6 protein-coding genes and 1 pseudogene are annotated in these 15,840 nt (G+C 61.4%); all 7 read right to left on the bottom strand.

Annotation, left to right across the window (positions count from 1 at the left end; all coding sequences use genetic code 11):
- Positions 1-191 precede the first annotated feature (191 nt).
- The 7 genes and pseudogenes from FV233_RS23930 to FV233_RS23905 all read right to left on the bottom strand — a co-directional run bounded on the left by FV233_RS23930 (position 192) and on the right by FV233_RS23905 (position 14,843).
- Complete coding sequence (locus FV233_RS23930; RefSeq protein WP_147899003.1) at positions 192-761, bottom strand: site-specific integrase; 570 nt, start codon at positions 759-761, stop codon at positions 192-194.
- Between the two features lie 329 nt (positions 762-1,090).
- Positions 1,091-1,801, bottom strand: a complete 711-nt coding sequence (locus tag FV233_RS23925; protein WP_348642248.1) for a LysR substrate-binding domain-containing protein — start codon at positions 1,799-1,801, stop codon at positions 1,091-1,093.
- A gap of 27 nt (positions 1,802-1,828) precedes the next feature.
- Positions 1,829-1,942 (bottom strand): annotated as a pseudogene (locus tag FV233_RS31760) (LysR family transcriptional regulator); the annotation flags it as partial.
- Positions 1,943-2,024: 82 nt separating this feature from the next.
- Positions 2,025-2,837, bottom strand: a complete 813-nt coding sequence (locus FV233_RS23920; protein ID WP_246690072.1) for an HNH endonuclease — start codon at positions 2,835-2,837, stop codon at positions 2,025-2,027.
- On the bottom strand, positions 2,834-6,823 hold the full coding sequence (locus FV233_RS23915; RefSeq protein ID WP_147899000.1) for an N-6 DNA methylase: 3,990 nt from the start codon (positions 6,821-6,823) through the stop codon (positions 2,834-2,836). The genes FV233_RS23920 and FV233_RS23915 overlap by 4 nt, the downstream gene beginning before the upstream one ends.
- The gene (locus FV233_RS23910) at positions 6,823-9,582 is read right to left on the bottom strand and encodes a DEAD/DEAH box helicase (protein WP_147898999.1); all 2,760 of its coding nucleotides are present in this window, start codon (positions 9,580-9,582) and stop codon (positions 6,823-6,825) included. Before FV233_RS23910 ends, FV233_RS23915 begins: the two co-directional genes overlap by 1 nt.
- Positions 9,579-14,843, bottom strand: coding sequence for a DEAD/DEAH box helicase (locus tag FV233_RS23905; protein WP_147898998.1), 5,265 nt, complete (start codon positions 14,841-14,843; stop codon positions 9,579-9,581). The genes FV233_RS23910 and FV233_RS23905 overlap by 4 nt, the downstream gene beginning before the upstream one ends.
- Positions 14,844-15,840 lie beyond the last annotated feature (997 nt).

The following is a 15,840-nucleotide window of genomic DNA, read 5'->3' as shown; positions in this document are numbered from 1 at the left end:
CAAGACTTGCCGATTACCTATCCAAAATACTTAGTTTAAAGTTTTTAATTAATTAATTTATCGTTCAGTGAAGACATCAATACTTCCTCGCGTGCGGATCGATATCATTTGCGCTAAATTGGTGGCGATAGTATTAAAGAAGGATTTAACGTAGCATAATAAAGCGTATTTTTGGATTCATTTTACTATCGTTAAAGAGTTTCGACAGCAGATCGCATCATTTCATCATTTACGTCAATGTACCGCTGCGTGGTGGAGAGATGCCGATGTCCGGCGAGCATCATGATCGCCTTGGGCGAGATCCCGGCATGAGCCAAGCGGGTGATGAACCAGCGCCGGCCGCTGTGGCTGGAACCGCCATCTAGGCCGGCCTGATCGTAGAGCCCGCGCATGAGCTGACACAGAGTGTTCGCGCTGAAAGCCGTGCGCTTCTGAGTGAACAGCACGGGCTGCCTCAGGTCGGGAGCGGCGGACAGGCAGGCACGGAACTGCTCGATCTCGCGACGCAGGCGTACGTTCATGAATACGACACGCGCGTGGCCGCCCTTGGTAACTGCTGCGCTGAGCCGTAGCTGCTCACGCACCCTCCCCTCGCCGTCGAGGAGATCGCCCCAACGGAGAGATGCGATCTCACCCACGCGTAGGCCCGCGAGGTAGCTGAGCATGAGAGCCATCCGGTTGCGAGGCCCGAACCTGCCCTGGCTTACCACCGCCGCCAGCCGCTTGAACTCTCCATCGGTGGGCACACGCGCCTGTTTCATTGAAACCTCACATTTTGCGCGGATCTGCGACAAAGCATGTTGTTTCCAAGTGGAGACAAGGGCGAGTTTTGAGTAAAAATCAATTACATCAAGAGCTTATCTCAAAATCGAACATCATAGAACACAGCTTTTATGATGTTTTGCCGATTATGCAGCTCATCTTTTGCTATCCCTGCGGCCAACGAACGCTCCTGCGGTGAAGGGCTCACCGGCTGCTGGCGACCCGTTTCTTTTATAAAGCGGACTGGTAGGTGTCGACCCAACCTTGTCGTAGAAGATGACCGACGTTTGGCTCCAGAGCAGACGTCCAGAGCGCAATGGCTCGTCGTTTAACGAGCCATGGCTTCTATCGCGTGGTGCGACCCACCGAAACGAATTGCGATAAAGTCCAAGAAGGAACGCGGCTTGGGGGTGATGCGCCGATCCGGGGCGTAGAGGATGTGCATAGGATGCGTCGGGGGCTCGTAGTCCGGCAGCAAGTGGACGAGCCTCCTCGACGCAAGGGCGTCCTGGACCAGCGATGCCGGTTGCAGAAGGATGCCCATTCCCGCCACGGCCAGATTCAGTAGGGCCCGGCCGTTGTTGACGATGTGCCGGCAGGATACATCGATGGTGGCCGCAGCAGTAGGTCCAAGGAAGGACCATTGGGTTCGCGTCGAGCCGTAGACGAAGCCGAGGCATTCGTGCCCCCGCAGGTCATCGGGCGTCGCCGGCGTGCCTCGTGCCTCGACGTAGACGGGGGCTGCGCAGAGGACCATCCTCGTGGGCTGCAGCGACCGGGCGATGAGGCCGCTGTCACCGAGGGGCCCGACGCGAAACACGGCATCGTATCCCTCGTCGATCAGGTCGACCGTCCGGTCCGTGAGCGTCAACTCGACCTCGACCCCGGGGTTGGCAGCTAGATAACCTGGAAGCACCAGGGCCAGTTCATGGGCGCCGAACGTGACCGGGGCATTCACCCGGATACGCCCACGCGGGATAGCTAGGCTCTCCGCCGCCAGGGCCTCCGCCGCCTCGACCTCCGCCAGGATGGTCCGCACCCTCTCGTGGAAGGCACGTCCCAACTCGGTAACGCTTTGGCGGCGGGTGGTGCGATTGATGAGCTTGACCCCGAGGTGATCCTCCAGGGTCCGCACGTGCTTGCCGACCATCTGGGACGACATCGAGAGCGCGTCGGAGGCGGCTGTGCACGTACACCAGCGAGCTCAAACTTTTCGTTGGGGGACCGAAGCCGTCCCAGCGCAAGCGGAAACGTTCAACGCCTCAGTCGTGATCGTCGCCGAACCCATGCCTTGACCGATGATCTCGCAGGTATGGGGCATGGCCGTCAGTCATGGGCACTGTAATTGTTCGCCCGTAAGTGAGGACGTCGATCGCGCGCTGCGACAGCTTCGGGCTCACAAGGAGACCGCCCTCGTCGCTGAAGCTGATGAGGCCTTGGTCGAACGCAGCGTCCCACAGAGCCGAGAGCAAGAGACCGTTGTGGACGTCGACCTTCTCGTAGTCGCTCGAGGCAGCCCACGGCTTGATATGCGATGCTCGAAGGAGACCACGGTCCTGCAACCCGGTGATTGCGCAGGCCTGGTTCCAATACCTGTCCAGGTGCTGTCGGAAGATGCCCTGCGCTGTACGGACGATGGCCACCCTTTCGGCCTCGGTCGTTTCAGGCATCGCTAGGGTTGCGTCGAGAAATTCCTGATAGGCCGATGGCGGCAACTCAACGGTAGCGAAGTGGTAGATCCGCGAGAGCGCCTCGCCGAGTTCGGCAAGGCTTGTAACCTCGCGGCCGCTCTGCCCAGGCATCGGACCGGTGTACTCGGTGCCCGGGAGGATCGTTGTATCAATCCGCGGTTCGCTGAATGATAGGACCCATGGTCCGACTTCACCGTAAGCAGCGACGTGGACCTGGAACGGCGTCGTCGCAGAGCGCAACAGATACCAGCCGTCATGAATGACAGGCTGATGGAGCCCTTTGTGAAACCCGTTCCTATAAGCGGCCTGCCGGATATCGATCCATGCTGCTGCTCCTTGCGAAGGAACGGGAGGTGGCAAAACGGCATCGCTGGGCATAGTCATGCTGCAACACGACTGCCACTTTCGCGCGCTATCCGATCATAAGCTTCAAGCACCAGACGGGCAGTGCGGTACTCTTGATATCGACGAAGGTCGCTGCTTTTCAGGACGCGAAAGGTCTCAGACGGGTACCCGTTTCCGCAAGGGTCGCTGGGATCCAGAATATACCGGAGTTCATCTCGCGATAGACCATATGCGATCGCGAACCACGCATCTAGCTCACTTCGCAGCGTAGCTCGCCGCTCTTCGCACCATGCAAAAGGGGAGCCTGTATAGTTCAGATCTTCGGCGAAACCTCTCATCGATTGGCTGGTGTAAACTAACTCAACTATACGCGGGACAATAAATTCAATTGCTACATTGTCGTATGCACTTGGAGGTAATATTGGCAGTTGCTTAAAAACGAATGTTTTGAAAGAAGTTCCACCGAGTTTCTGTCTTGCAATAAAATCGACCACCAAACTATTAAGCGAAGCAATCAAGGCGGCGCATTTTTGCGGTGCCTGATCCGTAAAAAATAACAGGAACTTATCGCCTGATCCAAAAGACGGGATGACGTTGGCAATTAGCGTCCTTTCGTCGGTCGAGCGAGCAATGTCACGCCACCCCATAAGCCACTGGCGCTTCCAACCCTGAACTTTCAAGCGCCTGCTCACCTCGTGTTTTGGAACCCAATATCGAGGGGTGGGCTCAAAATCTTGGTCTTGCTTCAGACTTAAATCTACATAATCAGCCTTTGATCCTGAGTAAGTGGCCCAACGATGATCAAATTGATGGATCATTTTAGCTTCGTAAAGCGGGACATATTCGACGTCGCTGTCGTTCTCCCTGGAGACTATCCAGCTCGAACCATCCTGCGTTCCGCCAGCGGCGATCAAGTTAGAGGCGTTTTTGAACCAAGCTGAGTCTTCGGCCATATGCCAGATACGGGTATGAAATCGCATGCCCCAGGCATTTCCATCCGCAGCATCAGCGTCCTTAATCAAAACAGGCGTTTGGCGATGAATTTTTGATGTTAGTTCGGCATCCATTTTTGCCCTAAAAACGGGTGTCGTGTGCGTATTTGGATTGATGCTCGATATCGTCTCGGCCGACAATACGAAGTTTTTCTCCAATATATCGATGTCTGAGACGTTAGATAAAAAGAAAGCGTAACGCGGTATATCGATATGTGCGGCTATAACGAGCACGCTGAACTTAAAGCTTCTATGGACTGATGGAAATATCGCCTCTTTATTTTCAAAATCGTATAGACTTGCCAGCCGCTTGCCGCTTACCAGCGTAGCGAAGAAGGGGGCTGTCGTGGCATCGGTTGCAATGCCTGTCGGTACTATGATGCCCGCACGGCCACTCTCAGATAGCAGTTGAGTAAAGAGTTCTGTGAAAAGGGCATACGTATTGACGTCTCCGCGGCCCGTTAACGGGAAGCGACCTTGTTTAGTCTCGGATATCCGCACAAACAGCGAGGCCGCTTCTGACGTCCGTTTGGCGGTCTCATAGGCCTTGTAGATCGCGCGTTTGCGCGTGTCGGGCGCAGCGTTTTTCGTTTCTTCGATCAATTCCTCTCGGGCCGCAGCGTTCGGAGCGCCTGCGATCTCTGGGTCGAGGCTCGCAAAGAACTCCTGTTCCTGCAGCTTGATGCGCTCCCATGGCGGGTTGCCGATCACCACGTCGAAGCCGCCACGGTCGAACACGTCGCCGAAAGTCAGTCCCCAATGGAGCACACGTGCGGCTTCCGTGCGCTCCTGGCAGGCGCGCAGCAAATCAGCGTTGACACTGCTCTGATGCAAGGCGTGGATAATATCGGCCGTGCGGGGCACCAACGTCCGTTGGTAGGGATCGTCGCTCGGTCCCTTCCCGGTTAGGAAGGCCCCGAGGTAGAGATCCGCGGCCTGTCTTTTCGCGACGAGGCCGGGGTCGCTCATCGCCTTGATCCAGAGTTCCTGCCGCTCCTTGATCTGCCCGGGCGTGTCCTCAGCCATTGCCTTGAAGGTGCTAATCAGTTCGGCCGTATGCTCTTCGAGAGGCTTCCAGCCCTTTTGGTCAAACAGGTTCAACGCGCCGGTGCGATCGTCGCGTTCGGCGAGAACAAACCTACGGCAAGCGTCTCGATCATCACCGGTCAGGGGCTTGTAGGCCTCTTCTGGAATACCGGCATCGAGAACCGCGTCGAGTCTCTTGCCGTAACCGAATGTGCCGAGCAGCGCGTCACCGCAAACGATGTTGCCGTCGAGAAAGCCGAGCGGTTTGCCGGGCTCGATGGACTCGATCCAGAGCGCGACCTTGGTCAAATCGACGGCCATAGGGTTTCGATCGACGCCGTGGATGCACTGGCGCACGACATCGCGCACGGCGTCTCGGTACTGCTCGGCCGAGGCGACGCCATCGTTTCGCGCTCGCGCGACTCGGGCGGCCAGGCGGCGCGCGGCGGCGAGCAGGAAGTGTCCGGACCCACAGGCCGGATCGATCACGCGCAGTCCGAGCAGGGCCCGAACCGGATCGGCGGCACCGGCGACGGCCTGATCCATGACCGGGTCGATGGTGGTGTCGAGAAGGACCTGGACCAAGCTGTCGGGGGTGTAGTAGCTGCCCGTCGTCTTGCGCGCGTTCCCGCGCGTCTCCAAGCCCTCGGCGAAGAGCATCTCTCGCCCGTCGGCCGTGATGCGCGGCGTGAGTTCGAGCAGGCTTTCGTAGACGGAGCCGAGTTCCTCGGTCTGCATGTCGCGCCAGTTGACCGGCATGACGCCGTCGTCGGTCTTCAGCCAAGCGAGGCGGTAAATCGCTTTGAGCAGGTCGCGGTTGCTCAAGGCATTCTCTTCGAGGTCGTCCATGCGCTGCGACACGAACAGGCCAGCGAGTGGCGGAAGCCCGAGCTCGTCTTGACCCTCAACGAGTGCCTCGAAGACGATCTTCAGTGCTTCCCAGCGGTCGCTGTAGGCGTCATATCCGCTGCGCCGGATCGATGCCTGACGTAGCGCACTGACACTGTAGCCCTGAGCGTAGCGCTGGCGCTTGATCGCTGCCGTTTGCCTCGGATGCAAGAGGTCGCGATCCTCGGCGACGAACAGGAAGATCAGGCGGTAGACAAGGTGCAGGCACTGCTCGAAGTAGGCCTGGGCGGGGATGACACCGCTGCTGACGAACTTGCGCAATTCCCCATTGGCGGGATGGCTCAGGAAGCCGGTCCCAAGGGCGAGGAGGGCTTCTTCGACACCATCGCGTAGGCGATCACGGGCGACCTCGCCCTCTTTCAGTCCAGCGAGCCGCCACCGCTCCAGGGTGCAATCAGTGACCGCGTTAGTAGGCTTGCCGAAGCGCGTCGCGTGCAGGAGTAGCCAGAGCACGGCGAAATCGACACGGCCTTCGTTCGTGAAGATCGCGTCGAGATCGGCCTCGATATAGGCGGGACGGGTCAGGCTTGGGTTATCTCGCAGCAGGCGCAGACGTGTGCCGCAACAAGCGAGGCCCCAGAGGGCGGCGTCTTCGGCGTTGAGCCAATCTTGCACGACGCTGGCTGCGGACCCGCGCCGTCCAGCTGCCGTCAGGCTCGCGCTCACACGGTCAATGCCGTCTGCTGGCGGAACCACGACTACCGGTACGCGGTTACCGAGGCCCTCGAAGGTCACGGGGTAAACATCGCCATCGCGATCATGCCGCGCGACCGGGACGAGGTCTTGAAATTCCAGGACGTCGCGCAGGAGGGCTTCGGTGAAACGCTGCGTGGCGGCGAGCGACGGCTCCGGATGGGCCGTGAGGTCGGCATAGTGCGCCTGGGCAATCCGGTAGGCGCGCGCGATCTCGTCGCGCAGAGTGAGGCCGCGTGCGACGCCATAATCAGCCGCAGTTTGCTCGTCGGCCTCGATGCGGGCGATCTGCGTCAGCATCGCCGGTGCAATGAGGCCACCCTCCAGGGTGATCGCATTGAAGGCGATGGCCGGCGTGCGCTTCGCGCGACGGATCCGCGCCGCGGGTCTCGGCTGGCGGGCCATCACAGATCTCCGGGCGTGAGGACGTAGAGGCCGACGATGTCGGCTGGCAGGATCGGCTCGACCGTGACGCGAGGCGTGCCCTGTGCTGCGGCACGGACACGGCGGTGGTCGGCCTCAAGCGCTTCGCCGCGCTGCGTAGCGTACGCGTTGATCGCCGGCATGCACACGCTCAGTACGCGCTCGCGGGCCTTCTCGATCAGACGGAGGCGGGCAGTCTCGGCGAGGTCACCGCTCGCGGGCGCTTCAAGCAACCGCTGGGCGGCCTCGCCGTCGGCGATCGCCTCTGCACTGGCTCCCGTGAAAGCCAAGGTGACGGCCTCCTCCGCGAGTAACATGCGCTCGGACCGCCCGTGGACGGTGAGCTTGTGGCGCAAGCGGATCAGCACAACCGTGGTCATCGCGTCGACCCCGGTGGTGCTCCACACACCAGTCCTGGCCAGTTCGAAACCCGTCTCGCTCTTCGGATCGAGCGCTGTCTCCAACAGGCTTTCGGCCAGCGTCGCGGTGATCGGATGAGCCCGGCCGACTGTAACGGCTCCGACCGACGCTTTGGCTTCGAAACCGATCCGCATCTCGCCCCTCACGCCGCTGCCTTCGAGGCGGTCGGTGATGGCTGGCGGTAGCTTGGTTAAATTGGCGCGGAACGTAGCCCCGCGACTGGGCTCCAGAGCCGTGTTGAAGTGGTCCATGGCCCGGGCGACGAAGCGCTCGACCCGATCAGGACCGCCGATGATAGCGCGCCAGCTCTCCCACTCGGGCATCACCTCGGCGGGCTTCAGCGCATTTTGCGCATAGCGGGCGCGGGAGCGCTTCTCGCCTTCCTCGGCATCGCGCCAGGACGCCGATAGGGCATCGGCTTCCTTGGCGAACAGATCGAATTGTCTCTGCGCACCGGGACGTCCTCGATGCTCCAGCATCGCGTTCAGAAGCGCGCCAGAGATGACCTGACGATCCTCCGGCAGGGCGATGATAACGCCGAGATCCTTCCGGATCTGCTCGGCCTTCCTCAGGATGACGCTGAGGACCGCGCTGTCGATCAGGCTGTCCGATCCGAACAGCAGCATGGACCTCACCAGCGAGACTGGCTGGCCGAAGCGGTCGACGCGTCCCTCGCGTTGCTGATGCCGGGTTGGATTCCACGACAGGTCGTAGTGGACGACGGCATCGAACAGCATCTGCAGATTGATGCCCTCGGACAGGCAGTCCGTCGCCACAAGCAGCCGCTGCGGCTCCTCGGCCATGCCCTCGACGCGGTCTCGGCGATCGTCCGGGACCAGCAGACCTGTGACGCTCTCGACGGCTAGGCTTGGGAAGGCCTTGCGCAGCGCGGCGGCGACATACTCGGCGGTGGCGATGTACCGGCAAAACACGACCGGGTTCGCGCCGGCGGCGATCAGCGGCTTCAGTTCCTTGATCATCATCGCGAGCTTCGGATCTGGCTGTCCGACCAGAGCTTCCGCCTGCTGGATTAGCTTGGAGAGAGCCGGATCGGTCCCGAGATAGGCGCTCGGCTCGGCATCGACCGCCTCGGTGTCTTCGTCCTCTTCATCAAGGACCTGCGCCGACAGGCGATCAGGGTCACCATCCTGGCGGTTTCGAAGCGCGTTTCGGGCGGCGGCCGGCGACGACCCAACACAGCGCAGCAGCGCCAGTGTCGACCAGAGCGTGAGCCGCTGCCGGTGGGTGCCATTGCCCGCATCCTCGATCCGGTCGAGGCAGTAATCCAGGACGGCGTCGTGGAACGCGCCGTGTTCCAAGCCGAGCGAGTACGGGCGATCGAGTTTCTCGTGCCGAGGAAAGATCTGCTCGTCTTCCCATTTCTGATCGGTGATGTCCTTGCGGCGACGCTGGACGAAGTGGCGTGCAAGCGCGATGCGACCGGCATTGCTGTCGAGGCCGTTAATGTCGAAGCTCTCGTCGAGGAGCTTGAGCAGGCGATCGAAGGCTTGCTCATCACCGCTGTGCGGGGTCGCAGTAAGGAAGAGCATGTGACGCGCCGCGTCTTTGGCCAGGCGTTGCAGAAGACGGTAGCGGCGCTGACGGCTACCGACGGTACCGACGCAGGCATGAGCCTCGTCGATAACGACACACGGCGGGCACGAGGCGGCGAAGCTCTCACGGCGCTTCTCGGCCTTGATGTAATCGAGGCTGACGACCGTGAACAGATGGACCTCGAAAAGGCTCTGCGTTCCGACCACCTTGCGCTCTAAGCGTGGTGCGGATGCCGATGTGACAGCGACGGCCTCGATGTCGAATTTGGTACGTAGCTCGCCAACCCATTGATCGACGAGGTGCGGCGGACAAAGGATGCAGAAGCGCTCGATCTCACCGCGGTCGAGGAGTTCCCGGAGGATGAGCCCGCCCTCGACGGTCTTGCCGATGCCGACGTCGTCAGCGATCAGCAGCCGCACGACGGGGAGGCGCATCGCCATCAGCAGCGGCACGAGTTGATAGGCGCGCGGCTCAAAACTCACGCGCGCCGACGAGCGGAAAGGGCCCGCGCCGCGGCGGAGAGATAGGCGTAGCGCCTCGGCGAGCAGGCGGGCGCTCTCCTGAGAGCCGCGCACATCGACTTCAGGAGGCGCGAAGTGTGCGGCCTCGACCGGCATCCGCTCTAAGGCCGGCAGGATTGTCAGCGCGTCGGCCTCGGTGCCGGAGAGCGGACGCAGTCGAAGTGCGGCCGGATCGTCGTGGGGCAGCGTGATCCATTCCCGGCCACGCGCGCGCACCAGGTCGCCGGGGGAGAATTGGACGGTCATGCCGCAACCTTGAACAGAGACGAGAGGGCAGCGGGCGGGTCGTGCTCTGGGACGCCGGTGAGCACCACGAGCGTCCAGCCGCCGTCTTCGAGCTCGTCGACGATGTCCTGCGGCGGCGGCGCGTAGGCGACTGCGACGTGTTGGCTGCGCCACACGTCCAGGATCCCGTCCGTGTCGAACTTCAACCGCTTGGCGTCGAAGGGCGGCAGGCCCCAACGACCGAGAGCCTGCGGCCACGTCTCCTTGCTCGCAGCCGCTGGCGGAGCTGTGCATACGACGGATGTCGACCGGATCACGCCAGCGGCAAGCCGGACGAGGGTCGTGCGAGCGGCCTCATCCGTGCGGTCGATGAGCGCGTGGTCCATCTGGTTGTAGTACGACAGCAGGCAGCGATAGCAGCCGCGGACGCAGAAGGCGTCATCGAGGTCCTTCAGCTTCGAGGCGTCGCGCGTAATCAGCGCGTCCTCGATGCTCTCCGGCATGAAGTGCATGACCTCCAGGGCGCGGTGAGCGACCTCGGCCATCCGCTCCGGTTCGCTTACGAGGCGGCGGAGCACGCCGGCACCGCCTTCACTGGACTCGTAGGCGAGGATCGCCTTGCGCCGCCGACGATCCGGGACCGCCTCCGTGGAGATCTCGCCTTCCTCGACCTGGAAGACGAGGCTGAGTCCCCGGGCGATAGCGTACTGAAGGGTGGCGAGCGTGACCTCCTCGGCCTCTGGCCCGAAGAGTTTCAGCAGGGCCGCGTTCTTATGATCCTGCACAATGGGTACGACGCGCACGGCTCCGGGACGATCGGGCTCGGTCGGATCGGCGTCATCATCGTCTTGCTCGCGATCGGCACCAACCCATTGGCCGCTTTGCGGATCGATCGGGTACCCGTAGATGTCCTTGTCTTTGCGCTTGCGCAATCCGAGGTTCAGCCGGCTGATCTGGGCACGCGGTGCGTAGGTCATGTCCAGGACCGAGCCGTCGGGGTCTTCGGCGACGGCGGTCAGGACATCACTTTGACCGTTGCGCTTGGCCCAGGTGAACGTCGTCTGGATTTCGAATCCGCGACCGCGGCGAGCCTCCTCGTTGGCTGTGATGCGCTCGGACGGCACCGTCTCGACATTGTCGATGCGCAGAACCTTCTGGATCCGCTTCGCACCGTCGCCCCCGATCTGCGCACCGCAGGCGTGACACAGATTCTGTCCGGTCCCCTCGTGTCCAGCACCGCAGGAGCGGCACACACGCCAGACTGCGAGGTTGCCCTGAGACAGTACACCTTGGGCGTCGCGGAAGGCCGGTGGGATCTTGGCGCGGACGACTTTGAAGGCCCGCCCCTCGTGGTAGATCAGCGAACCCGGTCCGAACTCGGCGATCGCCAGGAAGCGCGCCCGCTGCAAATAGGCTGCCCGCGGGCCGCTTGAGCCCTGCTCGGGCACGTAGGCGTAGAGCGGCAGCCGCGGGAAGTTGTAGCCCGGCAGATACCCTTCGGTTGCAAGATAACGATGTGAGGCGAAATCGGAGTTGTCCGATTTTCCGCCGTGCTCCAGCAGCCTGATCTGGCTGTTGGCGATGCGCAGGGCGCGCTCCGCGGCGTCGCGAGCCTGCTTCGTCAGACCATGTTTCATGATCTGACGGCTGGCCTCCTCCATCTGCGCGAACGCGGAGTTGTAGAGATCGCGCCAACGCCCGAACGCCTCGTTGAAGCGCTGCGCCGCCGTTTTCGCGACATCGGCCACGAACGGCTTGGAGTTCTTGAGCCAGTCGCTGCCGGGATCGTTCAGGACCGCCAGCGAAACAGCGTTGCGGACGTTGGTGAGGATCCGCTCGAAATCGTCTTCGACGCCGATCACCCGGGCCGGATTAGCCAACCGGTCGGTAATCTCCGCCCGCACCGTCCGCTTCGGTGTACCGAGGTCGAGGATGTCGGGGATAGCGTCGGGAAGTTCCTGGCGCAATCTCCCGTCGATGCCGGCCTTCGCCAGCCAGATGGCGTTGAGATGAGCCTCGATTAGGTCACGGTTGGCGAGGTCGATGCCAGGCGGTCGCACGGAGCCAGCGACAAGCTGCTCGCGCCGGGCGAAATAGTACTGGTCGTGCGGGCTCTGCGCGGCGCAGTAGGTGACGATGAGGGCAGCTTGGCCTGAGCGCCCGGCACGTCCGGAACGCTGCGCGTAGTTCGCCGGCGTCGGCGGTGCATTGCGCAGGTAGACGGCGTTCAGCACAGAAATGTCTACGCCGAGCTCCATGGTCGGCGAGCAGAACAGGACCGGTAGGAAGGTGTCAGCTTCCAACGGATTGGTCTGATCCGCGCGCATCACGTCGAGGTTGCGCTTGCCGGCATCACCCCAGCGAAAGCGAGCCTCGCGCCAGAGCCGCAGATCTTTGTCGACCTGCGCCGTGTGCTCTCGGCTCTCGAACCCGAGGAGGCTGTCATCGGCGCTGGTGAGGATGTTCGCCGTCTCGCGATATAGACGTGTGAAGTAGGTGTTCACGTCCGCCTTAGGCGCGTCAGCGACGAGGCGAACGGCGGAGGGCAGCAGCCGCAGGCCGATGATCCCGTACTCCGAGACCTCACGGATCCAGTTCTGGGCCTTGGCGATCCGGACAACGCTCTCCAACAGCTCGTTGTAGTCATGGACCGTGAGGCGTCGACCGCCCCAGATCTGACCGTGCCGCAGCTTTTTGCCGACCCGGCTGTTGGGTCCGGCCGTGATCAGGCGGCTGTCCGGGCCGCGGTTCGTCGGCTGAGCTTTGCCACCTGCCCCTTCCGGAATGAGCAGAAGCCCGGCGTCGGAGACGGCCTCCTGGTCCGAGATCGCCCAGGGTGTGCGCAGGTTGTCCCGCGAGGAGCGACCGAGGCTCTCGGTCGTCGCCTTCTTCAGGAAGTCGCTCTCGATGGCGAGTTCCCCACGCATGACCTCAAACAGGGCCTGAAAAACCTCTCGGCGCTTCTCCGGCGCGATGCCGCGCAGGAGTGCGGCCCCCTTGAAGAGGGTGTCGTCAGAGCAACTCTCGAGGCCTGGGTAGTGCGCGCGGATGAGCTGGAGGTTCTCAAGGTTCAGGTTGGTGTACCGCCAGCCACGCCGCTGATCGCTCCACACGCGATGGCTGAGCACCCTCGTCAAATCTGTGATGGCGCGAGCACGGGACGGGCCAACGGCCTCGGGCGAGCGCATCCAGTGGCGGCGGCGGTCGTCGTTGTTGTCCTCGAAACCGAGCGCCTTCTGCACCGCCGTGCCGTACTCAGCCTCAGCGAGACCGTCAGGACCGGCGGCCTGCACGGCCGACAGGACCGCGGCCCGCAACAGCGTCGTGAAGATGAAGTCGTTGAAGTGGCCGGCCTGGAGCGCCGCGTCTTGGCGATTGTCCGAGAAGCCCAGCACCTTGCGCTTATCGGCCGCGATCTTTGCGTCGGGCCGATGCATGAAGCGCAAAAGACTGCTGACGATCAGGGTTGTCGCCGATGATCGACCTTCAGCCGTTAGACCGGCGAGCTTATTCTGCTCGCGGGTTCCGGGCTGCGCTTCCAACTTGCAGTTTAAGCAGAAACGCCAACGTCCTGGGATGAACCAGGCTTGGCGACCGGCGGCGTCAACGCGCCCATTCGGCAGGACGAAAGCCGCGCTAACCTGCTGCTTTCGGCGGGTCGATTTCAGGCGGGATCCACGCGGGGTGTGCTCGACCCATTCGTCGGGATAGTCGTCCAACGCTCCCTGGAAAAACTCGTTGATCGTCGCCGGTTCCGGAACGAGGTAGCCGGCGGTGCCACTGTCCGTATCACGCTCGTTGATCGGATCATCGATCGAACGCGCCAGGAAGTGGTCGCCCTGCTCATCGTCAAGGCGAACGACTGGGTGATACTCGTGCCCGCAGTCGCGACAAAAGTGGGTCGAGAACAGCAGCGCGGTCTTGTCGTCCGGATGGTGGGTCTGACCCTTCAGGGTGATGCGACGGATTCCGGGCGTTTCGGCCGTGCGCAGGGTCGCGTAGACCAGGCCCGCGCCGGAGATGAACCGATGCAGCTTGAACGCCAGGAAGGCGCGGGAACCAGAGCCGCCGCGCTCGACGGCGGGCTTGGCCAGGAGGCTGAGCATCTCCCGTAGACGCTGCTCGCATAGAACCGCGTCGCACCCGGTGTCGCCGGCGAGATCTTTCCCGGCCTGAACCAGGGTCATCGGCGGACGCCGTTTCAGGCGGTTCGTAAATTCCAACCCGAGGCGTAGCTCGATCCAGACCGCCAGCGGATGCGACTTGAGTTCGGCATCGGTCGCCTTCGTCGGTACCGGGTTGTGGATGCAGGGGACCAGCTGGTCCTGAACGCTGGCGACCTTAAGATCTTCGTCAGTGGCGCGCTGCAGGGTTTCGTCGATTACGCAATCATCCGCGAGCGTCACACCGAACAGATCGCCGGCGACCTTGGCCACGGCCTTGACCGGGTCGCCTTGGTCCGGCGTTGCCATGGTTGCTGATGTGCCGATGCAAACTGGGTCCTGATATCCGCGGCAGAGCTGGTCGCGCAGTCGACGGACGAGGACGGCGACATCCGCCCCCTGACGTCCGCGGTAGGTATGTAACTCGTCGAGCACGATCCAACGCAGGCCGCGGGCGTTCCCAATAACCTGGGCGTCGAGCTCGCTCTGCCGCGTAAGCAGCAATTCGAGCATCATGAAGTTGGTGAGCAGGATATCGGGCGGATTGTCTCGGACCTCCTCGCGCTTTTCGCGGCTCTCTTGACCTGTGTAGATGCGCACCCGCGGGCGCTCGGCTTCCGGGATCCCGCACTGGTTCAGGAACTCAGTCAGGCCCTCGTACTGCGAGTTCGCAAGGGCATTCATCGGGTAGACGACAATGGCGCGCGTGCGCGGCTGAAAATCGACTCTCTGGCGCTCGCGAACTGCCTCATCGATGATCGGAAGGAAGTAGCAGAGCGACTTGCCGGATCCGGTCCCGGTTGTGACGACGAAGCTCTTGTTGGCTTTGGCTTTCGTCAGCGCTTCCGCTTGATGCCGGTGAGGGTCGAGAACCTTGCCGCGCTCGCGGAAAATGTTGGTCGTCAGCGGGTGAAGGACGCCGTCCTTGACGAGGTCCTGCAGCGTCTCCCCGCGTGCAAAATGCGGATTGATCGTGATCAGCGGATCCGGCCAGAACGCCTTGTTGTCGTAGAGGCGATCGACTTCGGTCCGGATGTCGTCTGCGGCGATCTTATTGAATGACCGCGCGAACGCGTCGTAGTCCCGGATCAGGGTCTGGTCGAGGCCGAACGCGTCCACAACACCACTCTCTGCTTTCTGGCCTGTCCCCCTAGGAGGCTGCCACCTGATAGCATCCGCCAGTTCGGGGGGCTCGATCAACCCGCAGCAATTCACTACCCTAGGTGGAATCGTGTGGGTAGCCGTCGATCGGGGCTTCCCGACGAAAAGATGCTGTGTTTTGTCAGCGATGCTTCGACGTGTCGTTCACACACGATCGAGGTTCTCATCTATACTTAATTTTGACCGCATTTTTCCGTGTGATACGAATAAGTTAAAATGCCATCACGCTACGGCGTCCGAAGCTCACATAAAATGCCTGGATCCCGATGGGTTGCAACGCGCACAATCACCCCCTTGATTGCGACTGTGGATGGGGCGGGACTTGGCATGGAAACTTTCCGCCGGGCGGCGCTCGGTGGGGACGTCTAGGCAAGATCAGAACTGATACACCAAGGCGAACGAAGCTCGATTTCGATGAAACAAGCTTTGAAGTTGAGGTTGAGGCATTAACAATACCTAACGCGAGTTGTCCTGTTTGCGGCGACCCAGTATTCTTTTATAAAAATGCACACGGAAGCCGCGTATTTTTTGACAGCCTGGGACCACCTTGGCCCAAGCATTGGTGCACAGATAATAGATCTGAGGGCATCAGGAGGCCCTTTGTAGTTTACGAGGGACGGTATCATTATGGACGTGCCGTTAACTCTAGTGATCATGGATGGTTGCCATACCGCTTCTCAAAAGCGCGCTTAAACGGAATGTCAGTCGTCTGCGATATGCAAACTGAAATCGAATATGTTTGCAATATACCTGCCGCAACATTCGACAAAATATGGCGTCTATTCTTTTTGAGGGAGCTTTCGGATGTTCGTACGGAGCTATCATCTTATGAGTTAGGTTCGGACGTATCATATAATAGAGTGATTGATAATCTTATGCTGAAGAGAAATCGGAAAGACAAGCCCGAGTGGCGAACATTCCGCCATTGGAACAAACTCAATTCGGCATCTATATA

It is taken from the genome of Methylobacterium sp. WL7 (genome assembly GCF_008040085.1).
Classification (GTDB): domain Bacteria; phylum Pseudomonadota; class Alphaproteobacteria; order Rhizobiales; family Beijerinckiaceae; genus Methylobacterium; species Methylobacterium mesophilicum.
The sequence above is the reverse complement of the archived record's forward strand: the minus strand, read 5'-3'. Positions and strand labels throughout refer to the sequence as shown.